The following is a 25,475-nucleotide window of genomic DNA, read 5'->3' as shown; positions in this document are numbered from 1 at the left end:
CACACTGCTGGTGCGGGACTGCTACAACCCGCACCATTACAGGCTAGTCGCTACATCGAAAAGCGCCGCTTCCGGCAACATATTTCAACACTCAAATGACGATCCGCAGGCACTGGCCCGCGTGATACAGCGAGAACCCCGCCTCGTACAGACAACTGCGCAAGCCCACACCCGCCAGGGGCTGCATCGGTGCGAAGGGAATCGGCAATGCCTGAGGATTTCCGTTACACAGGTAATCGGCGAAGGCCTTGCCGACCACGGTGCCGGTGGTCACGCCACGGCCGTTATAACCAGTGACGGCCACCAGTCCGGGCGCCGGCTCGAACAGGCGCATCAGGTGATCGGGAGTGAAAGCGATGCGCCCGGTCCAGGTGCATTCCCACTCCACGGGTTTGAGGTTGGGGAAGTAATGCTGCTGCACCCGGTCGGCCCAGGCCTTGAGGAACCAGGTCGGTTTCTGATTGCCGTTGCCGAGACTGCCCAGCAGCAGACGACCATCCTTGTCACGGCGGATGCTGCTCAGCACCTGACGGGTATCCCACGAGCCCTGCCCGCCCGGGAGAATTTCCTGGGCGGCGTCTTCGGTGAGCGGCACCGAAGCGACCTGATAGTAGTAACCGGGAAAGAAGTTGCGCTTGAGTTCGGTCCAGTCGCCTTCGGTGTAGGCGTTGGAGGCGATCACCACTTGTTCGGCGAGCACCGAACCCTGCTCGGTCTGCACCGACCATTTCTGCCCCTGGCGCTCAAGACGCGCGACCGGGGAATGATCGAACATTTGCCCGCCAAGGCTCATTACAGCGTTGGCCAGCCCGGTGACGTAGGCCATCGGATTGAGCGTACCGGCGCGCCGGTCGAGCAGCGCGGCGGCAATCTTCTGTGTGCCGGTCGCCTGTTCACAGGCCTTGCCGGTCAGCAGTTCAACCGGCGCCCCCCGGCGTTTCCACTGTTCTTCGCGACTGCGCAGGTCCGCCTCGCCCTTGGCGTTGTGCGCCATGTGCAGGGTGCCTTCGCGGCGCAACTGGCAATCGATGTTGTACTTATCCACAAGGCTGAACACCAGCGCCGGCGCCGCACCAAGCATGCGGTTGAGCTGGCTGCCAACCGCCTCGCCAAAGCCGGCCTCGATCTCGTCCGGCGGAATCCACATCCCGGCGTTGACCAGCCCGACGTTGCGCCCGGAGCCTCCATGCCCGGCGCGATGGGCTTCGAGCACGCAGACGCTCTTGCCTTTTTCCAACAGATGCAGCGCCGCCGACAACCCGGTAAACCCGGCGCCGATCACGCAGACATCAACCTTGACCTCGCCCCTGAGCGCCGTGTTATCCGGTCGTTGCGGCGTGAGGTTTTCCCACAGACATTCTTCGCGTAACGGCATTGCCAGACTCCAACAGAAACCTAACAAACACACAGTTCAACAATGTGGAAGCGAGCCTGCTCCGGGCGGCGCTCCAACGAAAGCGGCGTTTCAGCCAACATTGGTGTCGACTGACACACTGCTATCGCGAGCAGGCTCGCTCCCACAAGGGACTTACCGCTCAACCCTCAATCGAACGTAATGCCCTGCGCCAGCGGCAACTCCAGCGAGTAGTTCACGGTGTTGGTCTGCCGGCGCATGTACGCGCGCCATGCATCCGAGCCCGACTCGCGACCACCACCGGTTTCTTTTTCACCGCCAAACGCGCCGCCGATTTCCGCGCCGCTCGGGCCGATATTGACGTTGGCAATGCCGCAGTCACTGCCTACCGCCGACATGAATTTCTCGGCCTCGCGCACATCAGTGGTGAAAATGCACGACGACAGGCCTTGCGGCACGGCGTTGTTCAGGCGCAGCGCCTCTTCAAAATCGCTGTAGCCGACCACGTACAGGATCGGAGCGAAAGTTTCGCTGCACACCACGTCGCTCTGCTCCGGCATTTCAACAATGGCCGGCGCCACGTAGTAAGCATTGGGGAATTGATCTTCCAGTTGGCGCTTGCCGCCGAATACCCGACCGCCCTCGCTCAACGCTTGTTCCAGCGCGTCCTGCATGTTTTCGAAGCTGTGCTTGTCGATCAGCGGACCGATCAGGTTGCCTTCCAGCGGGTGACCGATACGGACTTTGGAGTACGCAGCTTTCAGTCGGGTGACGATTTCTTCTTTCACCGATTCATGGGCGATCAGGCGACGCAACGTGGTGCAACGCTGGCCGGCGGTGCCGACGGCGCTGAACAGAATGGCGCGCACTGCCATGTCCAGATCGGCGCTCGGGCCGAGGATCATTGCGTTGTTGCCACCCAGTTCGAGAATGCTGCGGGCGAAACGCGCAGCGACTTTCGGCGCCACTTCGCGGCCCATGCGGGTGCTGCCGGTGGCGCTGATCAGCGCGACACGCGGGTCATCCACCAGCGCTTCGCCGGCATCGCGACCGCCGATGATCACCTGGCTCAGGTGCGCCGGGGCATCGCTGAAATTCTTCAGTACGCGTTCGAACAGCGCCTGACAGGCCAGCGCGGTCAGCGGGGTTTTCTCCGACGGCTTCCATACCACCGGGTTGCCGCAGACCAGCGCCAGCGTGGTGTTCCACGCCCACACCGCGACCGGGAAGTTGAACGCACTGATCACGCCGACCACGCCCAGCGGGTGCCAGGTTTCACGCATGTGGTGGCCCGGGCGCTCGGAGGCGATGGTCAAACCGTACAACTGGCGGGACAGCCCGACGGCGAAATCGCAGATGTCGATCATCTCCTGCACTTCACCGAGGCCTTCCTGGGTGATCTTGCCCGCTTCCCAGGACACCAGCTCACCGAGTTCGGTCTTGTATTCACGCAGCACTTCGCCGAACTGACGCACCAGCTCGCCGCGACGCGGGGCCGGCACCTTGCGCCATTGTTCGAACGCATGATCTGCGCGACTGATGTGCTGCTCGACTTCGGCCGGGCCTTCCCAGTTCACGGCGCCGATGCGGCTGCCGTCGATGGGCGAATGCACCGGCACTTTGCCGTTCTGGTACAGGGCCGGGTTCACACCTAGACGATCAAGCAATGCGGCAACCATGGGTCACTCCTCGAGCAAAAAACTGAATGTGTGCGGGCGCGTTTTCACGACCGGGCAGACCTTTAGTTGTAGCGTCAGGAAGGCTGTGCAACAAACGACCTTTACGCGAGATATCATTCCGTTTATTCATGCTGCGCAGAAAGACAAGAAAAGGATCGCCCATGCTGAACAAACGCCACTTGCCGTCGATCACCGCGTTGCAGTGCTTCGAGGCCGTGACCCGGCACCTGAGTTTCACCCGGGCCGCCGAGGAACTGAACCTGACCCAGAGCGCTGTCAGCAAGCAGGTGGCGCAGCTCGAAGAATTGCTGCAGCACTTGTTGTTCCGCCGGGTGCGCCGCCGTTTGCAGATGACCCCCGCCGGCGATCTGTACCTGGTGGAAGTCAGAAAAATCCTGACCCAGGTCGAGATGTCGACCCATTACCTGCGTTCCTACGGCGGCGAAACCGAAGTCCTGCGCGTTTCCACACCCTCGACCTTCGGCGCCCGCTGGCTGGTGCCGCGCCTCAAGGGCTGGCGTCTGCGCCATCCATCGATTCATCTGGACCTTTGCAACGAGCAGGAGGCCGATGACCTGCTGCAAGGGCGCAGCGACCTGGCATTCTATTTCGGCCAGGGTTCACGTCCCGGCACCGAATGCCTGAAGCTGTTCGGCGAAGAACTGGTGCCGGTCTGCGCGCCGAGCAGCCTGCCGGACACTCCGTTGACTGATCCAACGCAACTCACCGATCTGGTCCTGCTGCAGAATGCTTCGCGCCCACAAGCGTGGCACGACTGGTTCGACAGCCAGGGTTACCAGACCGAACACAGCTACCACGGCCCGCGTTTCGAAACCTTTTATATGTGCATCCGCGCGGCGCAGGTCGGTTGCGGCGTCGCCCTGCTGCCGAGGTTTCTGGTGGAAGAGGAATTGGCCGACGGCAAACTGGTCATTCCCTGGCAGCATGCAATGCCCAGCACCGATGCCTATTACCTGGCCTACCCGGAACACGCGGCAGAAGTGCCCAAGGTGCGGGATTTCGTGAAGTGGATGCTGGAGCAGATCGACAGTCCCGATGCGGTCTGAGGCGCTGTGCCGGGATAAAAATCGCTGGCAATCCCCACCCCGGATATGCGCCACTAGCGCCATTGATTGATACCGCGCCAACGCGCGGCCCGTCTGGAGACCCCGTTATGAGCGAGAGTGTGTTTGCCGATCGCATCGTGCAGAACCTGCTCGACACCGACTTCTACAAACTGACGATGATGCAGGCGGTGCTGCACAACTACCCCAACGTCGAAGTCGAATGGGAGTTCCGTTGCCGTAACAGTGAAGATCTGCGCCCGTATCTGGCGGAGATCCGCTTCCAGGTCGAGCGTCTGGCCGAGTTGAGCCTGAGCGCCGATCAGTTGAGTTTCCTCGAGCGCATCAGCTTCCTCAAACCTGACTTCCTGCGCTTCCTCGGTCTGTTCCGTTTCAACCTGCGCTACCTGCACACCGGCATCGAGAACGGCGAGTTGTTCATCCGCCTGCGCGGGCCGTGGCTGCATGTGATCCTGTTTGAAGTGCCGCTGCTGGCGATCGTCAGCGAAGTGCGCAACCGCTATCGCTACCGTGAAACGGTACTGGAACAGGCCCGCGAACAGCTTTACCGCAAGTTCGACTGGCTGACCGCCAACGCCTCGGCGGAAGAATTGTCGCAGTTGCAGGTCGCCGATTTCGGCACACGCCGGCGGTTTTCCTACCGCGTGCAAGAGGAAGTGGTGAACGTGCTCAAGCACGATTTCCCCGGGCGTTTCGTCGGCACCAGCAACGTCCACCTGTCCCGCGAACTGGACATGAAACCGCTGGGCACCATGGCTCATGAGTGGATCATGGCCCACCAGCAACTCGGTCCACGGCTGATCGACAGCCAGATCGCCGCCCTCGATTGCTGGGTTCGCGAGTACCGCGGCCTGCTGGGGATCGCCCTGACCGACTGCATCACCACCGACGCCTTCCTCGGCGACTTCGATCTGTTTTTCGCCAAGCTGTTCGACGGTTTGCGTCACGATTCCGGAGATCCGGTGCAGTGGGGCGAAAAATGCATCGCCCACTATCACAAGCTCGGCATCGACCCGATGAGCAAGACCCTGGTGTTCTCCGACAGCCTGACACTGCCCAAGTCGCTGGAGATCTTTCGGGCCCTGCGCGGCCGGATCAATGTCAGCTTCGGCATCGGCACCAACCTGACCTGTGACATTCCGGGTGTCGAACCGATGAGCATCGTGCTTAAAATGACCGCCTGCAATGGCCAACCGGTGGCGAAGATCTCCGACGAGCCGGGCAAGACCCACTGCAAAGACCCGAATTTCGTCGCCTATTTGCGACACGTTTTCCAGGTTCCTGCCGTTTCCAGCCTTTCTAGCAAGGAGTGAATTCATGCAAGCCGTACAGCGTGAGATTGCTGAACAGCTCAACGTTCAGCCGCCGTTCGCCGATTACCAGGCCCTCGAAGCGGAAGTCGCCCGACGCATCACCTTCATCCAGGATTGCCTGACCAGTTCCGGACTCAAGACCCTGGTGCTGGGCATCAGTGGCGGCGTCGATTCGCTGACCGCAGGCCTTTTGGCCCAGCGCGCCATGCGTGAACTGCGCGAGCGCACCGGTGACGAGGCTTACAAGTTCATCGCCGTGCGCCTGCCGTACGACGTGCAGTTCGATGAACACGATGCCCAGGCCTCGGTGGACTTCATCGCCCCGGACGAGCGCCACACCGTCAACATCGGCCCGGCAGTCAAATCCCTGGCCAGCGAAGTCGCAGCCTTCGAAGGCAAGCACGCGGTGTCGGTGGATTTCGTGCTCGGCAACACCAAGGCGCGGATGCGCATGGTCGCCCAGTACACCATCGCCGGCGCGGCCCATGGCCTGGTGATCGGCACCGACCACGCGGCGGAAGCGGTGATGGGTTTCTTCACCAAGTTCGGCGACGGCGCCTGCGACCTGGCCCCGCTCAGCGGTCTGGTGAAAAATCAGGTCCGGGCCATCGCCCGCAGCTTCGGCGCACCGGAATCGCTGGTGGAAAAAGTGCCGACGGCGGATCTGGAGGACCTGTCGCCGGGCAAGCCGGACGAGGCGTCCCACGGTGTGACCTACGCCGAGATCGACGCCTTCCTGCACGGCGAGCCGGTGCGTCAGGAAGCGTTCGACATCATCGTCAACACCTACAAAAAGACCCATCACAAGCGGGTCATGCCGTTTGCGCCTTGAATCCAGGGCATAAAAAAAGCGTCCTTCAGGACGCTTTTTTTTTGACCTTGTGTTGCTTATTTCAGGGTCACGGTGCCTTTCATCATCGAGATGTGGCCCGGAAACGAGCAGAAGAAGCCGTACTTCTCGTCAGCCTTGAGCTTGGACACGTCGATGGTCAGCGAGTCGGTTTCCTTGGCGCCGATGATCTTGGTGTGAGCGATAACGCGCTCGTCACCGTCCTTCAGGTAGTTCTTGTCGATGCCGGCGGCCAGGCCGTCGGTGGCGATCGGCTGCATGTCGGCTTCTTTGCTGATCACCAGGTTATGGCCCATGACGTTCTTCGGCAGGCTGCCGGAGTGGGTCAGCTCGACGGTGAAGGTTTTGCAGCTCTTGTCGATTTCGATGGCCTTGGTGTTGAAGGACATCTGGTCGGTGGAATCAACGGTGGTTTTGCACTCGGCAGCCATCAATTGGCTGCTGGCCAGCGCCAGCAGGGATACCGCAACAACTTTGGAAAACATGGTGAATCTCCAAGGCAGGGTTAACAAAAACACGAATGGTTGGAAGACTGCCTGAAATCTTCGCAAGTTCCTATGACTTGAGTCAAAAATTGTATACAACTTTCAGGCTATGACACTCATCGAAACAATCTAACAGCCAGACGTTTGGCCGGGCCGTATCTTCAGGGCTCAACGTTCATCTGGAGCATCCGTCATGTCCTTCAACAGCCTGTTGTGCAGTCTGCTCGCCGCCTACGCCTGTGGTGCAAGCGGCACCTATGAAACCCCGAAACGCGAAGTCTAGCCCTTGGATCAAGGCGTGCCAGCCATTACCCTGTGACCGATTGACCCAGGAGGAAGGCATGTCTCTCACATCCGTTTGTGTATTTTGCGGTGCCAACGCCGGCACCACCCCGGCGTACACCAAAGCCGCCATTGCCCTCGGCACAGCTCTCGCAGAACGTAAGCTGACGCTGGTCTACGGCGGTGGCGCCGTCGGTCTGATGGGGATTGTCGCTGACGCCGCGCTGGCGGCCGGTGGCGAAGTGATCGGCATCATTCCGCAAAGCCTGATGGACAAGGAAATAGGTCACAAGAGCCTGACCCGTCTGGAAGTAGTCGACGGCATGCACGCGCGCAAGGCGCGGATGGCCGAACTCAGCGATGCGTTCATCGCCCTGCCCGGTGGCCTCGGCACCCTGGAAGAGTTGTTCGAAGTCTGGACCTGGGGCCAGCTCGGCTACCACGGCAAGCCGCTGGGCCTGCTGGAAGTGAACGGTTTCTACAGCAAACTCACTGCATTTCTCGATCACATCGTCGGCGAAGGCTTCGTTCGCGCGCCGCACCGTGACATGCTGCAAGTGAGCGAATCGCCGCAAACGCTGCTCGAAGCCCTCGATAACTGGAAGCCCACCGTCACGCCAAAATGGGTCGACCAGAAACCCGGTTAACCGCCGGGCACCGATACAGGGCAGAATACGCGCCGCTCAACCTCACCTTCGACCCCAGAGGATCGCCCATGGCCAAACCCAATTACTCCTTCGCCAAACGTCAACGTGACCTGGCCAAGGAACAGAAGAAAGAGGAAAAGCTTCAGCGCAAGAAACAGATGGCTGAAGAAGCGGCACTGAACCCTGACGGTGAAGTGGCGACCGATGATGATGTTGAGGCACCGAAAGACCAGGCACCCGACGCCTGAGCTGAATCGCGAAATTGAACACCCTCCATTGTGGGAGCTGACTGGCTCCCACGATGGATCGCACTTACTCCAGTGGCATCACCGTGACCCGCACCTCCGGATCATGGCTCCCTCCCCCCAGAATCACCCCACGCAACGGCGAGACATCGGAGAAATCCCGGCCCCAGGCCAGGGTGATGTGCTCCAGTGCCGGCTGCACATTGTTTGTCGGATCGAAGTCCACCCAGCCCAGCACCGGGCAAAACACCGAAACCCAGGCATGGGACGCATCGGCGCCGATCAACCGTGGCTGCCCCGGTGGCGGCTGGGTCAGCAGGTAGCCGCTGACGTAACGCGCCGCCAACCCGCGTGAGCGCACACAGGCGAGCATCAGGTGCGCGAAGTCCTGACAGACCCCGCGCCGGCGCTCCAGCACTTCCACCAGCGGCGTCGCGACCTGTGTCGCTTCGGCATCGAAGGTGAATTCGCTGAAGATCTTCTGCATCAGGGCCTGCACGCCCAGCATCAACGGTCTGCCGGTCGGGAAACAGCTCTCCGAGAACTCGACGAAACTGCGCTTCAGATGCACGTAGGGCGACTGGAATCGATAGCGACAGGCTTCCAGCAACGAGGCGGACAGCGGTTGACTGCTGTAGGTCAGCGCGTTGCGCGTCAGTTCCCAGGCCGGTGACTGCTGGAAATCCACCACGGGTCGCGCCAGCACTTCCACCGTCAGCCGTGCGTTGACCTGCAATTCATCGTGGGGTCGCTCGAAGGCGAGGCGAGTCAGCGGATTGCCGAACACATCCTGCTCGTCACGGCGGGCGGTCGGCTCCGGACTGATCAGCAATTGCTGCTCGCTGCAGCGCTGCCACTCGCATTCGCGCGGCCACAGATGCGCCAGTTGCTGGGCCAGGGACACCGGGCTGTCGTAGCGATAGCAGGTGTCGTGAAGGATCTGGTAATGGGCACTCATCAGACGGACACCGTGCGCTGGCTGACATCATCGACATGGGCGAAATGGCGCAGGGCCAGTCGATCCGACACCTGACTGCTGGCGTCGGCGATTTCCTGCAGCAGGTCCGCCAGACCGTCGAGGGCCGCGCGCACGCTGGATTCGCCGAACAGCGGATTCTCCAGACAGCTCAGGTCGAAGCGCGCCAGACGCTCGACCAGCGGCGGCAACCCCGCCTCCCTCGGCACACCGAAGTCATCATTCAGCCGCTTCAAGGTGCGAGTCACCAGCGTCAACTGGAACAGCACCGCATGGGGGTTCTGCTCATCCAGCAGCAACAGGTCGAGCACCGGAATCAACTGCGCCACCGCCAGATAACGCGAGCGATAGGTGATGCTGCTGTTACCCAGCTCCAGCAACCACTCAAGCCCGGCCTGATCGAACGCGCCAGCGCCGCGCAAGAAACCCGCGAGGCTGCTGCTGAGAAATTGCAGGCGCTCAATCCGCCGGCCGATCATCAGGAAGCGCCAGCCTTCGTCGCGAGTCATGTCGTCAAGGGCAAACCCGGACAGCGCCGCCAGCGACATCACCAACCGGTTGAGAAAATCCAGCAGTTCGCCGAAATCCGGCTCGTCAGTGTCCAGCTCTGAAGCCTCACGCTGCAGCTCCACCAGCGCCTGCCAGTTTTCCCGCGAGAGCTTGCCACGCACTTGCGATGCCGCCCACTGCAAGCGTTGCAGGTTGGAACGCAAACTGAACGACCAGTCCTCGCCGAGCAGCGCCGCGAGCAAGCGCTCCGGCAGTTCACCTTCGTCCGGCAGCAGCATCAGTCGCTCGCCCAGATCCACCGCAGCCTGCAGGGCTTGCGGGTCATCGCCGTCGACGTAACGCGCGAGCATGATCCGCAGCAGCCGCGCGCTGTCGTCGCAACGCTCGCAGTAACGGCCGAACCAGAACAGGTTTTCCACCACCCGCGACGGCAGATACGGATCGCGTCGCACCAGATCGGGCACACCGATGTTGCGCTGGGCTTTCCACTGTTCACCGCTGGGCGGTCGATCCCCCAGCACCCAGGTGTCCTTGCTCGCGCCACCGCGCTGCATCGACACCACTTCGGCATCGGCTTCTGCCGCGACCCGGGTCAGGCCACCGGGCAGCACCCGATAACCGTCGTGACTCGCCACCGCGTACATGCGCATGCCGATTGCCCGGGGTTGCAGTTGCCCGTCCTCGGGCTGCCAGATCGGCGCCTGGGACAACTGGGCGAGTTCTTGCGCGACATAAGCATAAGGCCGGGCCTGCATGCGCGCGGCGAGACTTTCACGCTGTTTTTCGCTCAGATCCCGACCAAATACCGGCGCAAAACTTTGCGACGGAAACGCCGGTTTGATCAACAGCTCCGGCAGTTTTTCCAGGGCCTGGGCCAACACCGGCGCTTCGCCGCACCACCACGTGGCAATGGACGGCAGAATCAGCTCTTCGCCGAACAGGTACTGATTGATCTTCGGCAGGAAACCCAGCAACCCCGGCGACTCCAGCACGCCACTGCCCAGCGCGTTCGCCACCAGCACCCGGCCCTGACGCACCGCCTCCAGCAATCCCGGAACGCCGAGCGCCGAATCCGTGCGCAATTCCAGCGGATCGCAGAAGTCATCGTCGAGCCGACGCATGATCGCGTGCACCCGGCGCAGGCCGCTGAGGGTTTTCAGGTAGACCGTGGCATCACGCACCGTCAGGTCTCCACCCTCCACCAGCGGATAACCGAGCTGGCGGGCGAGATAGAGATGCTCGAAATAGCTTTCGTTGAAACGCCCCGGGGTCAGCAACACCACCAGCGGCGCGTCATCGTCGCAGGGGGCCTGACGGGCCAGGGTTTCCTGCAAGGTGCGGAAGAAGCCGGCCAGATGCTGCACTTTCAGATCCCGGTACAACTCGGGAAAGGCGCGGGACACGATGGTGCGATTTTCCAGCGCGTAACCGGCGCCGGATGGCGCCTGGGTACGATCCGCCGTCACCCACCAGCGCCCGTCCGGCGTGCGCGCCAGATCGACGGCATACAGGTGCAGAAAGGCCCCGTCCGGCGGCACAATGCCCTGACAGGGCCAGAGGAAGTTGTTATGGCCGAACACCAGTTCTGCCGGCAGCAGCCCTTCGCTGATCAGCCGCTGCGGGCCGTACAGATCCGCCAGCACCGCATTGAGCAGCCGCGCGCGCTGGGCGATTCCGGCCGACAGCTGTTGCCACTCGTCGGCGGCGATTACGTGGGGCAGCAGATCCAGTTCCCACGGACGATCCGCGCCCTTGGGGTCGGCATAGACGTTGTAGGTGACGCCGTTTTCCTGAATCTGCCGGGTCAGCAACGCCTGACGCTGCACCAGTTGCGCCGGGGTGCTGCGCTGCAATTGGTCGACCAGTCGCCGCCAGTGCGGGCGCACCGCCCCGCTGTCGTCGAGCAGTTCGTGATAGGTGCCCGCCGTCAGCGGGTAGCGGTCAAGCAGGTCAGGCATGGAAAGCTCGGCAGCCGGCAAGGAACGGTCAGACTAACGCAGGCACATGACGCCCGGATATACGAAAAATCCGGGCGTCACGCTCCTAAATAAAACAGCCGATTTAGAAGCGTCGTAAATCGAGTGTCATCGGTAGTTCGTCGGAGGTTGTCAGGTTCGGTATAGGAAGTTTCCCCGGCGTATGTCCGATGCGGAAGAAACGCGCCATGCGCCGGCTCTCCGCCTCGTTGGCGTTGACCGGCAGCGTTTCGTAATTGCGCCCGCCCGGATGCGCGACGTGGTACTGGCAACCGCCCAGCGAGCGCTGCATCCAGGTATCGAGCAAGTCGAACACCAGCGGCGCATGCACCGGGATCGTCGGTTGCAGGCAATTGGCCGGTTGCCACGCGCGGAAACGCACACCGGCGACAAACTCGCCCACCCGGCCGGTCGATTGCAGCGGCACCGGTATTCCATTGCAGGTCAGCAGATAACGCTGCGGCGGCAGCCCCGTGAGTTTGACCTGCAAGCGCTCCAGCGATGAGTCGACGTAGCGCACCGTACCGCCCGCCGCGCCCTCCTCGCCCAGCACGTGCCAGGGTTCAAGGGCCTGACGCAATTCCAGCTCGATACCGTTGACGGCGTAATCGCCGACCTTGGGAAAACGGAACTCAAGGTGCGCCGCGAACCATTCCGCACGCAGGGGGTAACCGGCATTGTTGAGCTCGACGATGACGTCGGCGAAGTCCTGCTCGATGAAGTGCGGCAGCATGAAGCGGTCGTGCAGCTCCGTACCCCAGCGCGCCAGTTTCGGCGGCGCATAGGGCTCGCGCCAGAACCGCGCCACCAGCGCTCGCAACAACAGCTGCTGCGCCAGGCTCATGCGCGCATGGGGTGGCATCTCGAAACCACGCAACTCCAGCAACCCGAGGCGCCCGGTGGAGCCATCCGGTGAATACAGCTTGTCGATGCAGAACTCGGCGCGATGGGTGTTGCCGGTAACGTCGATCAGCAGATTGCGCAGCAAACGGTCGACCAACCACGGCGGGCAGTCTTCTCCCGGCGCCGGCATTTGCGCGAAAGCGATTTCCAGTTCATACAGCGCATCGTTGCGCGCTTCGTCGATCCGCGGCGCCTGAGAGGTCGGGCCGATGAACAGGCCGGAAAACAGGTAGGACAGCGATGGATGGTTGTGCCAGTAGCTGATCAGGCTACGCAGCAGGTCCGGGCGGCGCAGAAACGGTGAGTCACCCGGTGTCGCGCCGCCGAGGACGAAATGGTTGCCGCCGCCGGTTCCGGTATGTCGCCCGTCAACCATGAATTTCTCGGTGGACAGTCGGGTCTGGCGCGCTTCTTCGTACAGAAACTCGGTGCGTTCGACCAACTCGTCCCAGGTCGCCGACGGCTGCACGTTAACCTCGATCACGCCGGGATCCGGGGTGATGCGAAAATTGCTCAGGCGCGGATCGCTCGGCGGCTCGTAGCCTTCCAGCAATACCGGACAATGCAGCTCCTCGGCGGTGGCTTCAATGGCGGCCACCAGCTCCAGATAATCCTCGACCCGTTCCAGCGGCGGCATGAACAGATACAACCGGCCTTCCCGGGCCTCCGCGCAGAACGCGGTGCGGGTCAGCCAGTCGGCGGACTCGTCGATCTTCGGCACACGCTCGTCCGCCGGAGCGGGCTCACGGTGATCGTTGAGCTGCGATGTTTCGGGCAGCCCGGGGAAGTCCTGATTCGGATCGTTCGGATGAATGAACGGATACTCTGCCGCCTTCACCCAAGGTTGCGAACCCAATGGCAGGCGATAGCCGAGCGGCGAATCTCCCGGCACCAACCGGCAATGCTCATCGCGCAGATACCAGCGCCCACTCTGCCATTGATCGCCCTTGGCGGTGCGCGCCAGCGGCAGCACCTGGCCGATGATCTTGTCCAACCCCTGACTGAACACCTTGCGCAGTCGCGCACGTTCCAGCGGCTCCTCCAGGCGCGAGTCTTCGGCGCTGACGTTGCTCGGCAAGGCGCCCTCGCGCCAGAGGTAATAGAAATTGTCTTCGTAGGCCGGGAAGACGAAGCGTGTCGGCAGTTTCAGGCGTTCGGCGACGCTCGCCAGAAAGCGCCCGGCCAGTGCGCCATCAGCGCCGTAATCCTGCTGCTCATCGGCAATCAACGCGTTGTTGTGCCAGATCGGCACACCGTCGCGGCGCCAGTAGCAATTCAGCGACCAGCGCGGCAGTTGCTCGCCGGGATACCACTTGCCCTGGCCGAAATGCACCAGCCCTTTGGGCGCGTAATGCTTGCGCAGGCGCTGGAACAGTTCGGCGGAGAGCCGGCGTTTGTCCGGCCCAAGCGCAGCGGTGTTCCATTCGGCGCCGTCGGGGTCGTCGATGGATACGAAGGTCGGTTCGCCGCCCATGGTCAGGCGCACATCGCCTTCCAGCAGATCGGCATCGATCTGCCGGCCCAGCGTCTGGATCGCCAGCCATTGCTCATCGGTGTAGGGCTTGGTGACCCGCGGCGCTTCCCAGATCCGCTCCACGGACATTTCGTGGCTGAACTCGCATTCGCAAGGCTCCACCAGCCCACTGATCGGCGCGGCCGAGGACGGATCGGGACTGCAGGCCAGCGGGATATGCCCTTCACCGGCGAACAGTCCGGAAGTCGCATCAAGGCCGATCCAGCCGGCGCCGGGCAGATACACTTCGCACCACGCGTGCAGGTCGGTGAAGTCCACTTCGGTGCCGGACGGCCCGTCGAGGCTTTTCACGTCGGCGGTCAGTTGAATCAGGTAACCGGAGACAAAACGCGCCGCCAGCCCGAGATTGCGCAGCAGTTGCACCAGCAGCCACGCCGAATCACGGCAGGAACCGGAGGCGTGTTCGAGGGTGTGTTCCGGGGTCTGTACGCCCGGCTCCATGCGGATCAGGTAATTGATGTCTTCGCTCAAACGCTGGTTGAGCGCCACCAGGAAATCCACGGCCGGCAGCGGCGTGCGGTCGATGGCGTCCAGATAGGCCTTGAATTTCGGCGTCAGCGGCAGGGTTTCGAGGTACGGCGCCAGCTCCTTGCGTTCATCGGCGGCGTAGGCGAAGGGGATTTTCTCCGCGTAGGGCTCGAGGAAGAAGTCGAACGGGTTGAACACCGCCATTTCGGCCAGCAGATCGACCTCGATCCGCAGTTCGGCGGTTTTCTCGGGGAACACCAACCGTGCGAGGTAGTTGCCCTGGGGGTCCTGCTGCCAGTTGATGAAGTGCTGCTCGGGCGAGACTTTCAGTGAATAAGACAGAATCCGCGTGCGGCTGTGGGCAGCCGGGCGCAGACGCACGATCTGCGGGCCGAGTTCGACAGCGCGGTCGTAGCGGTAATGCGTGACGTGATGCAATGCGACATGAATCGACACGGCGTGCCTCCTGCGAGCCCAAGCGTATTCGAAAGCGCGCAAGACTTATGCCATGCAGAGGCTTGGGCGCTTTCCCGGAATGCTTAGGGCAGTACAGCACCAAAATCGGGCGATGCGTTGAAATGGTTTGGCACAGTTGCACGCAAATGTTGCGAGGAGCCCCTTCCCCTGACCCTCTCCCGTGATCGTTCCCACGCTCCTGCGTGGGAATGCAGCCCGTGACGCTCTGCGTCACTGGACGCGGAGCGTCCCTGGAGGCATTCCCACGCAGACGGTTCGACGTGGGAACGATCATTGAGCTCCTAAATGCAAAACGCCAACCCAAAGGTTGGCGTTCTCGTTAGCGCGGTACGACCGGCTTGCGTGCCGGTTTCGGCCCTTTGCCTTTAGCGGCTTCCTTGCGCTCCTTGGCGGCCTGCTGGTTGCGGGCGAATGCCACGGCCTTGGCCTGTTCACGCTTGTCCCAAGGATTGCCGCCGTCGCTGGCGCGTGGAGGCAGACCGGTGTGCTGGGTGAGGATCTTGGTGGTCTTCTCTTTCGCGACCTTGTGGCTGCCGGCCGGCGTCGAGTTCTTGCGACGGGCACTCTGGTAGCTGTCGGTGGCCGGCTGATGCAGCGGGATCAACTGGTGCTTGCCCGGCCCGATCAGGTCGGCGCGGCCCATGCGGGTCAGCGCTTCACGCAGCATCGGCCAGCCTTTCGGGTCGTGATAACGCAGGAACGCTTTGTGCAGACGACGCTGCTCCTCGCTCTTGACGATGGTCACGCCGTCGCTCTTGTAGGTGACCTTGCGCAGCGGGTTCTTGCCCGAGTGGTACATCGCGGTGGCGGTGGCCATCGGCGACGGGTAGAACGCCTGCACCTGGTCGGCACGGAAACCGTTGCCCTTGAGCCACAGGGCCAGGTTCATCATGTCTTCGTCGGTGGTGCCCGGGTGCGCGGCAATGAAGTACGGAATCAGGTACTGCTCTTTCCCGGCTTCCTTGGTGTACTTCTCGAACATGCGCTTGAAGCGATCGTACGTGCCGATCCCCGGTTTCATCATCTGGTTGAGCGGACCTTCCTCGGTGTGTTCCGGGGCGATCTTCAGGTAACCGCCGACGTGGTGGGTCACCAGCTCCTTGACGTACTCCGGCGACTCGACCGCGAGGTCGTAACGCAGGCCGGAGGCGATCAAAATCTTCTTCACACCCGGCAAGGCACGGGCGCTGCGGTACAGCTGAATCAGCGACGAGTGGTCGGTGTTCAGGTTCGGGCAGATGCCCGGGAACACGCAGGACGGCTTGCGGCACGCGGATTCGATTTCCGGGCTCTTGCAGGCGATGCGGTACATGTTCGCGGTCGGGCCGCCGAGGTCGGAAATGACGCCGGTGAATCCCGGCACCTTGTCGCGGATCTCTTCGATTTCGCGAATGATCGACTCTTCGGAGCGGTTCTGGATGATCCGGCCTTCGTGCTCGGTGATCGAGCAGAAAGTGCAGCCACCGAAGCAGCCACGCATGATGTTTACCGAGAAACGGATCATGTCGTAGGCCGGGATCTTTTCCTTGCCGTACGCAGGGTGCGGAACACGTGCGTAAGGCATGCCGAACACGTAGTCCATTTCTTCGGTGGTCATCGGAATCGGCGGCGGGTTGAACCAGACGTCGATCTCGCCATGCTTCTGCACCAGCGCACGGGCGTTGCCCGGGTTGGTTTCCAGGTGCAGCACGCGGTTGGCGTGGGCGTACAGGACCGGATCGTTACGCACCTTTTCCATCGACGGCAGGCGGATCACGGTCTTGTCGCGGGTCATCTTGGGACTTGCCAGGATCTGTACGACCTTGGCTTCTTCCGGATCTTCAACCGGACCCTTCTCCTGCTCGATCGCGCAGGCCTGAGTATCCTGGGTATTGACGTACGGGTTGATGATCTTGTCGATCTTGCCCGGACGGTCGATGCGCGTGGAGTCGACTTCGTACCAGCCCGCCGGCGTGTCGCGACGGATGAACGCGGTGCCGCGCACATCGGTGATGTCTTCAATCTTGTGACCGTAGGACAGACGCTGGGCAACTTCGACAATCGCGCGCTCGGCGTTGCCGTACAGCAGGATGTCGGCGCTGGCATCGATCAGAATCGAATTGCGCACACGATCCTGCCAGTAGTCGTAGTGGGCGATGCGGCGCAGGGAGGCTTCGATGCCGCCGAGCACGATCGGCACGTGCTTGTAGGCTTCCTTGCAGCGCTGGCTGTAAACCAGACTCGCGCGGTCCGGACGTTTGCCGGCCATGCCACCCGGGGTGTAGGCGTCGTCGGAACGGATTTTCTTGTCCGCGGTGTAGCGGTTGATCATCGAGTCCATGTTGCCGGCCGCGACGCCGAAGAACAGGTTCGGCTCGCCGAGCTTCATGAAGTCGTCTTTGGACTGCCAGTTAGGCTGCGCGATGATCCCGACGCGGAAGCCTTGCGACTCCAGCAGCCGGCCGATGATCGCCATGCCGAACGACGGGTGATCGACGTAGGCATCTCCCGTAACAATGATGATGTCGCAGGAATCCCAGCCAAGCTGATCCATCTCCTCCCTGCTCATCGGCAGGAATGGCGCCGGCCCGAAACATTCGGCCCAGTATTTTGGATAGTCAAATAACGGCTTGGCTGCTTGCATGTCGATGACCGGTGTTGAGGTGCAAAATCGCGGGCGCGGAATATAGCACAAAAAATGACCAATTCCGACGGCTGTGGTCGGAAATATCAGGGGCTTTCAGACGACGACAGATTTACTCGTCGTCGTCGAAGTTATAGCTGCCCGGCGCGAGGTTTTCGAAGCGGGTGTACTTGCCAATGAAGGCCAGGCGGATGAAGCCGATCGGGCCGTTCCGCTGCTTGCCGATGATGATTTCGGCGATGCCCTTGTGCTCGGTCTCCGGGTGATACACCTCGTCCCGGTACACGAACATGATCACGTCGGCGTCCTGCTCGATCGCTCCGGATTCCCGCAAGTCGGAGTTCACCGGACGCTTGTTGGGACGTTGTTCCAGGGAACGGTTGAGCTGCGACAGGGCGACTACCGGGCAGTTGAATTCCTTGGCCAGGGCTTTCAGGGATCGGGAGATCTCGGAAATCTCGTTGGTCCGGTTGTCACCGCTGGAGCCGGGGATCTGCATCAGCTGCAGGTAGTCGATCATGATCAGGCCGATGTCGCCGTGCTCGCGCACCAGACGCCGGGTCCGGGCACGCATCTCCGACGGGCTGATGCCGGCGGTGTCATCGATGAACAGCTTGCGGTCGTTGAGCAGGTTGACCGCCGAGGTCAGGCGCGGCCAGTCGTCGTCTTCCAGCTGGCCGGAACGCACCTTGGTCTGGTCGATACGACCGAGGGACGACAGCATACGCATGATCAGCGATTCACCTGGCATCTCGAGGGAGTACACCAGCACCACCTTGTCGCTGCGCAGTACGGCGTTTTCCACCAGGTTCATCGCGAAGGTGGTCTTACCCATCGACGGACGGCCGGCGACGATGATCAAGTCGGCCGGTTGCAGGCCGCTGGTCTTCTCGTCGAGGTCGGTGTAGCCGGTGGACAGGCCGGTGATCGAGTCGGCGGTGTTGAACAGGGTGTCGATGCGGTCGATGGCCTTGGTCAACAGGTCATTCACGCCCACCGGACCGCCGGTTTTTGGCCGGGCCTCGGCAATCGCGAAGATCTGCCGCTCGGCTTCGTCGAGGATTTCCTCGGCGGTGCGGCCTTCGGGATTGAAGGCGCTGTCGGCAATTTCGGTGCTGATACCGATCAGCTGACGCAACGTCGCACGCTGGCGGACGATCTGCGCATAGGCCTTGATGTTGGCGACGGACGGCGTGTTTTTCGCCAGCTCGCCAAGGTAACCGAGGCCGCCGACCTGCGAGGTCTGACCTTCCTTGTCCAGTTGCTCGGCAAGGGTCACGACGTCGATCGGCAGGTTCTGATCGGCCAGTTTGGCGATCGCCCGGAAAATCAGACGGTGGTCATGTCGGTAGAAATCGCCGTCGGAGACTTGATCGAGCACACGTTCCCAGGCGTTGTTGTCCAGCATCAGACCACCGAGCACGGCCTGTTCGGCCTCGATGGAATGCGGCGGCACCTTCAGCGCGGCGGTTTGCAGATCGTATTGCTCGGGAGCGGAGATTTCGTTCATGGCCACTTTTTAATCAGGAAAAGCAGGGAGTGCAAAAAGACAAAGGGCACGACCTGTAAACAGGATCGTGCCCGATGTTAACCGTCTGACGGACAAGCCGCCAGTCGATCAGGGTGTTGCTTAAGCTGCTACCACGACAACGCGTACGGTGGCTTCAACTTCGGCGTGCAGGTGCACAGCCACGTCGAATTCACCCACGTTGCGGATGGTGCCGTTCGGCAGACGAACTTCGCTTTTCGCAACTTCAACGCCGGAGGCGGTCAGTGCGTCAGCGATGTCGTGAGTACCGATCGAACCGAACAGCTTGCCTTCGTCGCCAGCGGTGGCAGTGATGGTCACTTCCAGCTCGGCCAGTTGGGCAGCACGGCTTTCAGCCGATGCTTTACGGTCTGCGGCGGCTTTTTCCAGCTCAGCGCGACGCTCTTCGAACGCAGCCAGGTTGGCAGCGGTCGCAGCGGTGGCTTTGCCGAAAGGCAGCAGGTAGTTACGGCCGTAACCGGCCTTAACGTTTACTTTGTCGCCCAGGTTGCCCAGGTTGGCGATTTTTTCCAGAAGGATCAGTTGCATGTGGAAATCCTCTTAACTTTTAACCTTCACCGTTCGCGTTATCGGTGTCTTTCGACACCCGACCGCGAAAATCAATCAGGCTGTCGACAATGGCCAGAACCACGAGCAACGGATAGATCAGCTGCATGAACAGCAACAGCGTCACGTACAACCCCACCAGCCAGAAACCGGCCAGTCGCCTTTGCGCCACCAGCCCGTGAATCAGGGCCAGCCCGGCGAACACCAGCGGTACACTGCACAACGGCGTCAAGATGGCCATCTGTGCACCGAGATTCGGGCCCAGAAGCATCAACGCCAGCAGTAACATCGCCGGTCCCAGCGGGATCCGGATGGCGCGAAACTCGCGACCAAAACCACCCGGGTTGTACAACAACGCCTGCCAGTAACGCCCGACAATCAGGCTCAGCACGCTGACGATCTGCAACAAGGCCGCAATCAGGCCGGTCAGGACCGGTGCGATCAGCGACGCGAAACGCGCCTGCTCGTCTACCGACAATTGTTGGTAGGCATCACCGAGAAGCGCGGGCATGACCTTTACCAAGGCCTGCGCCAGCATCTCGATCTGGGGCGCAAACGCCGCCCCGAGCACCACTGAAAACACCAGCCCCATGGCTACGCTGACCAGCAGCGTGCGGACCCAGGACTCGCTTGCGCGCAACACCAGCGCAAGCCCCGAAGACCCCAGCAGCACCAGAAGTGCCCGTGGGTCATCGAACTTGAGCCACCAGATCAACGCTGGCAGCAGTCCCAGAACCAGAACGCCAAGGGCGTCCGACAATCCGCGCCGCAGAAGCACCAGGCTTCCCGCGGCAGCACCCAACCAATACAACAACGGCAATGCTGCACATCCAGCCACTACGAGAGTGGCCTGCATGCGGCCGCGCATGATGAACTCAGCTAAGGCACGCATGCATTCAATCCTTTGCTACTTGTCGACTGCCCGGTCTCAGCGGCCGTGGCTGTCGGTGTAGGCCAGCAGGGCCAGGAAGCGGGCGCGCTTGATAGCGGTGGCCAGCTGACGCTGATAACGAGCTTTGGTACCGGTGATGCGGCTTGGAACGATTTTGCCGGTCTCGGATACGTAGGCTTTCAGAGTGTTGAGATCTTTGTAGTCGATCTCCTTCACGTCTTCAGCGGTGAAGCGGCAGAATTTACGACGACGGAAGAAACGTGCCATTTGATAGGCTCCTTAAAAGGTCCGTGGATTACTCGTCAGCGTTATCGCTGTTGTCGCTGTCGCTATCGCTGTCATCGCCATCGGCGCTGCCATCGTGCTCAGGACGTTCGCGACGCTCACGGCGCTCACTGCGGTTTTCTTCAGCCTTGAGCATCTCGGACTGGCCGGTAACGGCTTCGTCGCGACGGATGACCAGGTTACGGATCACAGCATCGTTGTAGCGGAAGTTGTCTTCCAGCTCGGCCAGGGCCTTGCCGGTGCACTCAACGTTCAGCATCACGTAGTGAGCCTTGTGAACATTGTTGATTGCGTAGGCCAGTTGACGACGGCCCCAGTCTTCCAGACGGTGGATTTTGCCGCCGTCTTCTTCGATCAGCTTGGTGTAACGCTCAACCATGCCGCCGACTTGCTCGCTCTGGTCAGGGTGGACCAGAAAGATGATTTCGTAATGACGCATGAATGCTCCTTACGGGTTGTAGCCTGCCGCTCAAAAACGGTCAGACAAGGAGTGAATGACACTTATGGACTTGCTGGCGCGGGGCACATGCATGCCTGCCGCCACAGCAAGGGGCGCAATTGTAGAGAAGGGACTGAAGAGGTGCAAGGCAATTGGTGATTATTTGAACAGTCACCAATCCGGGTCACCCCACAAAGCACTGTGGGAGCGAGCCAGCTCGCGATGGCGGCTTAACATCCAACAATGATGCTGAATGTAACTCCGCTTCGCGAGCAGGCTCGCTCCCACATTTTGAAAGGCGTGATGCTTAAGCTTTTTTGGCAGCTGCCTTGGCCTTCGCACCGCGTTGGCGCTGGGCTTCGAACAGGCACACGCCGGTCGCAACCGAGACGTTGAGACTGCTGACGCTACCAGCCATCGGCAGGTGTACCAGGTAATCGCAATGCTCGCGGGTCAGGCGACGCATGCCTTTGCCTTCTGCGCCCATGATCAGGATGGTCGGGCCGGTCAGGTCCTGGTCATAGATGCTGACCTCGGCCTCACCCGCCGTGCCGACAATCCACAACCCACGCTGCTGAAGCTTTTCCAGGGTGCGCGCAAGGTTGGTGACGGCCACCAGCGGAATCACTTCCGCCGCGCCGCAAGCCACTTTACGCACCACAGGGGTCAGGGTGGCCGACTTGTCTTTTGGCACGATGACCGCCAGCGCACCGGCAGCATCCGCCGAACGCAGGCAGGCGCCAAGGTTGTGCGGGTCGGTCACGCCGTCGAGCACCAGCAACAGCGGTGCGCCTTCGGTGCGATCGAGCAGCTCGTCGAGCATCGCTTCGCCCCAGACCTGGCTCGGACTGACGTCCGCCACCACGCCCTGGTGCACGCCTTCGACCCAGGCATCCATTTCACGGCGCTCGGCCTGACCGATCTGAACCCGGTTTTCGTTGGCCAGCTCGATCAGCGTCTGCACGCGCGGATCGTTGCGGCTTTCAGCCAGCCAGATCTGCTTGACGCGTTTAGGGTGGTGACGCAGCAACGCTTCTACCGCGTGAACGCCGTAGATTTTTTCCAACTGACTCATGACTTCGCCTTCGGTTTACGCGCCCCGCCACTTTTGGCTGGAGCGGAACCCGCTTTCGGCGGGCCTTTACGGTGTTTGCTCGGTTTGGCTGGCTTGCCGCCGGAGGCCTTTTCAGGCGCCGACCGTCCGGTCTTTCCCCCGGACGCCGCTTTACCACCGTTTTTGGCGTCGGCCAGCAAAGCCTTCTTCATTTCACGGCTTTTGCGCAGCTCGGCGTTTTTCGCCACGGCGTCGCTCGGGCGATAAGCCTCGGCAACCTTTTCCTTGGCCGGACGACGGCTGGTGGATTTTGCCGGAGCTTTTTCTTCCACAACCTTGGCTGCAGGAGCAGTCGTTTCGGCGCCACGCTTCTTGCGGCCGATCGGCGCGCTGATGGTTTTTTCAGCCATCTCGAAGTCGATCTTGCGCTCGTCGAGATCGACGCGCATCACGCGCACTTCAACGGTATCGCCAAGACGGAAGCTGCGACCGGTGCGCTCGCCCGCCAGGCGGTGATGCACAGGGTCGAAGTGGTAGTAGTCGCCCGGCAGCGCCGTAACGTGCACCAGACCTTCGACGTAGATATCGGTCAGCTCGACGAACAGGCCGAAACCGGTCACAGCGGTGATCACGCCCGGGAACGATTCGCCCACGCGGTCTTTCATGAACTCGCACTTGAGCCAGTTCACTACGTCGCGGGTCGCTTCATCGGCACGGCGCTCGCTCATCGAGCACTGCTCGCCGAGTTGCTCCAGCGCTGCTTCGTCGTACGGATAGATGCGCGCCTTCGGAATGGTCATCGCCCCGGCACGACGAACGTGCGGAGTATCCTGTTTCGAATGGATCACGCTGCGGATCGCCCGGTGCGTGAGCAGGTCCGGGTAACGACGGATCGGCGAGGTGAAGTGGGTATAAGCTTCGTAATTCAGGCCGAAGTGGCCTTCGTTCTGGGCGCTGTACACCGCCTGGCTCAGGGAACGCAGCATCACGGTCTGGATCAGGTGGAAATCCGGACGGTCCTTGATGCTGGCCAACAGGGCCTGATAATCCTTCGGCGACGGACCATCCTTGCCTTTGTGCAGGGACAGACCGAGCTCACCGAGGAACGCGCGCAGTTTTTCCAGACGCTCCGGTGGCGGGCCGTCGTGGACGCGGTACAGCGCAGGGATTTCGTGCTTCTTCAGGAATTCGGCGGTGGCCACGTTGGCCGCCAGCATGCATTCCTCGATCAGCTTGTGTGCATCGTTACGGGTGGTCGGACGGATTTCGGCAATCTTGCGCTCGGAACCGAAGATGATCCGGGTTTCCTGAGTTTCGAAATCGATCGCGCCACGCACGTGACGGGCAGCCAGCAATACCTTGTACAGCGCGTAGAGCTGCTTCAGATGCGGCAAGACGTCGGTGTATTCACCGCGCAGCTTGCGACCTTCGGTAGCCTTCGGCGTTTCCAGCATCGCGCTGACCTTGTTGTAGGTCAGACGAGCGTGGGAATGGATCACCGCTTCATAGAAGCAGTAGTCGGTCATTTCGCCGGACTTGGAGATGGTCATCTCGCAAACCATGGCCAGACGATCGACATGTGGATTCAGCGAGCACAGGCCGTTGGAGAGCTGCTCCGGCAGCATCGGCACCACGCGCTCGGGGAAGTACACCGAGTTGCCGCGCACCTGGGCTTCATTGTCCAGAGCCGAACCGATCTTCACGTAGCTGGAAACGTCGGCAATCGCCACGTACAACTTCCAGCCGCCGGAGAACAGGCGCAGTTTGCCTGGTTTGGCTTCGCAGTAGACCGCGTCGTCGAAGTCGCGGGCATCTTCGCCGTCGATGGTGACGAACGGCAGATGGCGCAGGTCGACGCGCTTCTCTTTATCTTTCTCTTCAACTTCCGGCTTGAGCTTGCCGGCTTCCTTCAGCACGGCTTCAGGCCAGACGTGGGGAATGTCGTAGGTACGCAGGGCGACATCGATTTCCATGCCCGGCGCCATGTAGTTGCCGACGACTTCGATCACGTCACCTTGCGGCTGGAAGCGCGGGGTCGGCCAGTGGGTGATTTTCACCTCGACGAACTGACCGATCTGGGCGTTGGCGTTGCGGCCCGGGGTGACCAGCACTTCCTGCTGGATCTTCGGGTTGTCCGCAACGACGAAGCCGATACCGCCTTCTTCGAAGTAACGGCCGACGATGCTCTCGTGGGCACGGGACACCACTTCGACGATCACGCCTTCGCGACGACCGCGACGGTCCAGGCCGGACACACGGGCCAGGGCACGGTCGCCATCGAACACCAGACGCATTTGCGCCGGACTCATGAACAGGTCGTCGGAGCCGTCATCCGGCACCAGGAAGCCGAAACCGTCGCGGTGACCGCTGATGCGGCCGAGGATCAGGTCGAGCTTGTCCACCGGCGCATACGTGCCACGGCGGGTGTAGATCAGTTGAGCGTCGCGCTCCATGGCGCGCAGGCGGCGGCGCAGGGCTTCGATCTGGTCTTCTGTGGTCAGACCAAACTCTTCGACCAGTTGCTCGCGGGCAGCAGGCGAACCCCGATCAGCAAGGTGCTGAAGGATCAGTTCGCGGCTGGGAATAGGGTTTTCATATTTTTCCGCTTCACGAGCGGCCTCGGGATCGAGGGACTGCCAATCGGCCATTAGAGAGTTTTCACCTTGTCTATATGCGGGTTAGTTTGGCATAGGCGCCATCAAACGGGAAATTTCCGACTATATAAGACGCGTCTGGAGCCTTGTATCGACGCCTGGAGGGCGTTTTGAACACCGCTGGTAAAAAAAATCATTTTTTTTGCTGCCAGGGGTTTACAGTTAAAAAGGCGCTCCGTATAGTGCGCGCCATCGACGACGTACACACGTTGACGAGATGCCCAGGTGGTGAAATTGGTAGACACGCCAGCTTCAGGTGCTGGTGACCTTACGGTCGTGGAAGTTCGAGTCTTCTCCTGGGCACCAATTTCGAGTTTGAGACTAGATCAGTTTCAAGACTCACACAAAAACCCGCGAAAGCGGGTTTTTTGCATTCTGCGCCCCGCCTTTTTTCTGAAAATGATTTATTAAAATCAAATCAGGGGTTTACAGATCAAAAGGCGCTCCGTATAGTGCGCCACATCAACAGCGGCAACGCTGAAGATGAAGCCCAGATGGTGAAATTGGTAGACACGCCAGCTTCAGGTGCTGGTGACCTTACGGTCGTGGAAGTTCGAGTCTTCTTCTGGGCACCAATTCAAATTCAAGGTCACGATCTTGAATATCACAGAAACCCGCGAAAGCGGGTTTTTGCGTTTCCGGGGGCTGG

The 25,475-nt window shown here is 61.3% G+C and carries 19 protein-coding genes and 2 tRNA genes; 7 read left to right on the top strand and 14 right to left on the bottom strand.

Translation table 11 applies throughout. The annotated features are described in order from the left end of the window. Positions 1-91 precede the first annotated feature (91 nt). Positions 92-1,375 carry an FAD-binding oxidoreductase gene (locus C1X29_RS05015; protein ID WP_102686774.1) on the bottom strand — a complete coding sequence of 428 codons (1,284 nt, stop codon included), beginning with the start codon at positions 1,373-1,375 and terminating at the stop codon, positions 92-94. Between the two features lie 167 nt (positions 1,376-1,542). Continuing rightward, a complete protein-coding gene (locus C1X29_RS05010) occupies positions 1,543-3,033 on the bottom strand; it encodes an aldehyde dehydrogenase family protein (protein WP_007950668.1) in 1,491 nt (496 codons plus the stop codon). 161 nt (positions 3,034-3,194) lie between these two features. Here C1X29_RS05010 and C1X29_RS05005 point away from each other — a divergent pair, with 161 nt between their 5' ends. The 3 genes from C1X29_RS05005 to nadE all read left to right on the top strand — a co-directional run bounded on the left by C1X29_RS05005 (position 3,195) and on the right by nadE (position 6,263). After that, positions 3,195-4,100: a LysR family transcriptional regulator gene (locus C1X29_RS05005; protein ID WP_007950669.1), complete on the top strand. Its 906-nt coding sequence runs from the start codon at positions 3,195-3,197 to the stop codon at positions 4,098-4,100. A 107-nt stretch (positions 4,101-4,207) separates the two neighbouring features. After that, positions 4,208-5,431, top strand: a complete 1,224-nt coding sequence (pncB, locus tag C1X29_RS05000; protein ID WP_085685119.1) for a nicotinate phosphoribosyltransferase — start codon at positions 4,208-4,210, stop codon at positions 5,429-5,431. Between the two features lie 4 nt (positions 5,432-5,435). Next, a complete protein-coding gene (gene nadE / locus C1X29_RS04995) occupies positions 5,436-6,263 on the top strand; it encodes an ammonia-dependent NAD(+) synthetase (protein ID WP_007950678.1) in 828 nt (275 codons plus the stop codon). A gap of 56 nt (positions 6,264-6,319) precedes the next feature. On the opposite strand, the gene azu is transcribed toward nadE, so the two are convergent. Continuing rightward, complete coding sequence (gene azu / locus C1X29_RS04990; RefSeq protein ID WP_007950684.1) at positions 6,320-6,766, bottom strand: azurin; 447 nt, start codon at positions 6,764-6,766, stop codon at positions 6,320-6,322. Positions 6,767-7,107: 341 nt separating this feature from the next. Here azu and C1X29_RS04985 point away from each other — a divergent pair, with 341 nt between their 5' ends. Together C1X29_RS04985 and C1X29_RS04980 are read left to right on the top strand one after the other, a co-directional pair. Next, positions 7,108-7,695: a TIGR00730 family Rossman fold protein gene (locus tag C1X29_RS04985; RefSeq protein WP_085746516.1), complete on the top strand. Its 588-nt coding sequence runs from the start codon at positions 7,108-7,110 to the stop codon at positions 7,693-7,695. 68 nt (positions 7,696-7,763) lie between these two features. After that, entirely contained in the window at positions 7,764-7,943 is a 180-nt protein-coding gene (locus C1X29_RS04980) for a hypothetical protein (RefSeq protein ID WP_007950694.1), read from the top strand. A gap of 64 nt (positions 7,944-8,007) precedes the next feature. On the opposite strand, the gene C1X29_RS04975 is transcribed toward C1X29_RS04980, so the two are convergent. The 11 genes from C1X29_RS04975 to rnr all read right to left on the bottom strand — a co-directional run bounded on the left by C1X29_RS04975 (position 8,008) and on the right by rnr (position 24,820). Then, positions 8,008-8,898, bottom strand: coding sequence for a transglutaminase family protein (locus tag C1X29_RS04975; protein ID WP_102686776.1), 891 nt, complete (start codon positions 8,896-8,898; stop codon positions 8,008-8,010). Further along, a complete protein-coding gene (locus C1X29_RS04970; protein ID WP_102686777.1) occupies positions 8,898-11,384 on the bottom strand; it encodes a circularly permuted type 2 ATP-grasp protein in 2,487 nt (828 codons plus the stop codon). The genes C1X29_RS04975 and C1X29_RS04970 overlap by 1 nt, the downstream gene beginning before the upstream one ends. Positions 11,385-11,487: 103 nt before the next feature. Beyond that, positions 11,488-14,763: a DUF2126 domain-containing protein gene (locus tag C1X29_RS04965; protein WP_085746513.1), complete on the bottom strand. Its 3,276-nt coding sequence runs from the start codon at positions 14,761-14,763 to the stop codon at positions 11,488-11,490. 340 nt (positions 14,764-15,103) lie between these two features. After that, the gene (locus tag C1X29_RS04960) at positions 15,104-17,407 is read right to left on the bottom strand and encodes a YgiQ family radical SAM protein (protein ID WP_102716972.1); all 2,304 of its coding nucleotides are present in this window, start codon (positions 17,405-17,407) and stop codon (positions 15,104-15,106) included. Between the two features lie 112 nt (positions 17,408-17,519). After that, a complete protein-coding gene (gene dnaB, locus C1X29_RS04955) occupies positions 17,520-18,917 on the bottom strand; it encodes a replicative DNA helicase (protein ID WP_011332193.1) in 1,398 nt (465 codons plus the stop codon). 120 nt (positions 18,918-19,037) lie between these two features. Continuing rightward, entirely contained in the window at positions 19,038-19,484 is a 447-nt protein-coding gene (gene rplI / locus C1X29_RS04950) for a 50S ribosomal protein L9 (RefSeq protein WP_003186385.1), read from the bottom strand. A 19-nt stretch (positions 19,485-19,503) separates the two neighbouring features. Continuing rightward, positions 19,504-20,394, bottom strand: coding sequence for a hypothetical protein (locus C1X29_RS04945; RefSeq protein ID WP_102716971.1), 891 nt, complete (start codon positions 20,392-20,394; stop codon positions 19,504-19,506). A gap of 36 nt (positions 20,395-20,430) precedes the next feature. Further along, positions 20,431-20,661 (bottom strand): 30S ribosomal protein S18, encoded by a 231-nt coding sequence (gene rpsR, locus C1X29_RS04940; protein WP_002551829.1) that lies wholly within the window; start codon positions 20,659-20,661, stop codon positions 20,431-20,433. Between the two features lie 28 nt (positions 20,662-20,689). Beyond that, positions 20,690-21,118 carry a 30S ribosomal protein S6 gene (rpsF, locus tag C1X29_RS04935; protein WP_007950702.1) on the bottom strand — a complete coding sequence of 143 codons (429 nt, stop codon included), beginning with the start codon at positions 21,116-21,118 and terminating at the stop codon, positions 20,690-20,692. A 307-nt stretch (positions 21,119-21,425) separates the two neighbouring features. Beyond that, positions 21,426-22,193 (bottom strand): 23S rRNA (guanosine(2251)-2'-O)-methyltransferase RlmB, encoded by a 768-nt coding sequence (rlmB, locus tag C1X29_RS04930; protein ID WP_007950704.1) that lies wholly within the window; start codon positions 22,191-22,193, stop codon positions 21,426-21,428. Beyond that, complete coding sequence (rnr, locus tag C1X29_RS04925) at positions 22,190-24,820, bottom strand: ribonuclease R (protein ID WP_102716970.1); 2,631 nt, start codon at positions 24,818-24,820, stop codon at positions 22,190-22,192. The genes rlmB and rnr overlap by 4 nt, the downstream gene beginning before the upstream one ends. A gap of 225 nt (positions 24,821-25,045) precedes the next feature. On the opposite strand from rnr, the gene C1X29_RS04920 reads away from it, so the two are divergent. Both C1X29_RS04920 and C1X29_RS04915 read left to right on the top strand, forming a co-directional pair. Next, positions 25,046-25,132 (top strand) — tRNA-Leu (locus C1X29_RS04920). Positions 25,133-25,314: 182 nt separating this feature from the next. Then, positions 25,315-25,401, top strand: a tRNA-Leu gene (locus C1X29_RS04915). The last annotated feature ends 74 nt before the right edge of the window (positions 25,402-25,475 follow it).

Source organism: Pseudomonas sp. GW456-12-10-14-LB2 (genome assembly GCF_002884345.1).
Taxonomy (GTDB): Bacteria; Pseudomonadota; Gammaproteobacteria; order Pseudomonadales; family Pseudomonadaceae; genus Aquipseudomonas; species Aquipseudomonas paraglycinae.
The sequence above is the reverse complement of the archived record's forward strand: the minus strand, read 5'-3'. Positions and strand labels throughout refer to the sequence as shown.

Excerpts from the sequence above, each read along its gene's own strand:
- C1X29_RS05005 (WP_007950669.1), top strand. The coding sequence starts at position 3,195 with ATGCTGAACAAACGCCACTTGCCGTCGATCACCGCGTTGCAGTGCTTC.
- C1X29_RS04980 (WP_007950694.1), top strand. The coding sequence starts at position 7,764 with ATGGCCAAACCCAATTACTCCTTCGCCAAACGTCAACGTGACCTGGCC.
- dnaB (WP_011332193.1), bottom strand. The coding sequence starts at position 18,917 with ATGAACGAAATCTCCGCTCCCGAGCAATACGATCTGCAAACCGCCGCG.
- C1X29_RS04970 (WP_102686777.1), bottom strand. The coding sequence starts at position 11,384 with ATGCCTGACCTGCTTGACCGCTACCCGCTGACGGCGGGCACCTATCAC.
- C1X29_RS04975 (WP_102686776.1), bottom strand. The coding sequence starts at position 8,898 with ATGAGTGCCCATTACCAGATCCTTCACGACACCTGCTATCGCTACGAC.
- azu (WP_007950684.1), bottom strand. The coding sequence starts at position 6,766 with ATGTTTTCCAAAGTTGTTGCGGTATCCCTGCTGGCGCTGGCCAGCAGC.
- C1X29_RS04945 (WP_102716971.1), bottom strand. The coding sequence starts at position 20,394 with ATGCGTGCCTTAGCTGAGTTCATCATGCGCGGCCGCATGCAGGCCACT.
- C1X29_RS05010 (WP_007950668.1), bottom strand. The coding sequence starts at position 3,033 with ATGGTTGCCGCATTGCTTGATCGTCTAGGTGTGAACCCGGCCCTGTAC.
- C1X29_RS04985 (WP_085746516.1), top strand. The coding sequence starts at position 7,108 with ATGTCTCTCACATCCGTTTGTGTATTTTGCGGTGCCAACGCCGGCACC.
- rplI (WP_003186385.1), bottom strand. The coding sequence starts at position 19,484 with ATGCAACTGATCCTTCTGGAAAAAATCGCCAACCTGGGCAACCTGGGC.
- nadE (WP_007950678.1), top strand. The coding sequence starts at position 5,436 with ATGCAAGCCGTACAGCGTGAGATTGCTGAACAGCTCAACGTTCAGCCG.
- rpsF (WP_007950702.1), bottom strand. The coding sequence starts at position 21,118 with ATGCGTCATTACGAAATCATCTTTCTGGTCCACCCTGACCAGAGCGAG.
- C1X29_RS04960 (WP_102716972.1), bottom strand. The coding sequence starts at position 17,407 with ATGCAAGCAGCCAAGCCGTTATTTGACTATCCAAAATACTGGGCCGAA.
- C1X29_RS05015 (WP_102686774.1), bottom strand. The coding sequence starts at position 1,375 with ATGCCGTTACGCGAAGAATGTCTGTGGGAAAACCTCACGCCGCAACGA.
- rnr (WP_102716970.1), bottom strand. The coding sequence starts at position 24,820 with ATGGCCGATTGGCAGTCCCTCGATCCCGAGGCCGCTCGTGAAGCGGAA.
- pncB (WP_085685119.1), top strand. The coding sequence starts at position 4,208 with ATGAGCGAGAGTGTGTTTGCCGATCGCATCGTGCAGAACCTGCTCGAC.
- rlmB (WP_007950704.1), bottom strand. The coding sequence starts at position 22,193 with ATGAGTCAGTTGGAAAAAATCTACGGCGTTCACGCGGTAGAAGCGTTG.
- rpsR (WP_002551829.1), bottom strand. The coding sequence starts at position 20,661 with ATGGCACGTTTCTTCCGTCGTCGTAAATTCTGCCGCTTCACCGCTGAA.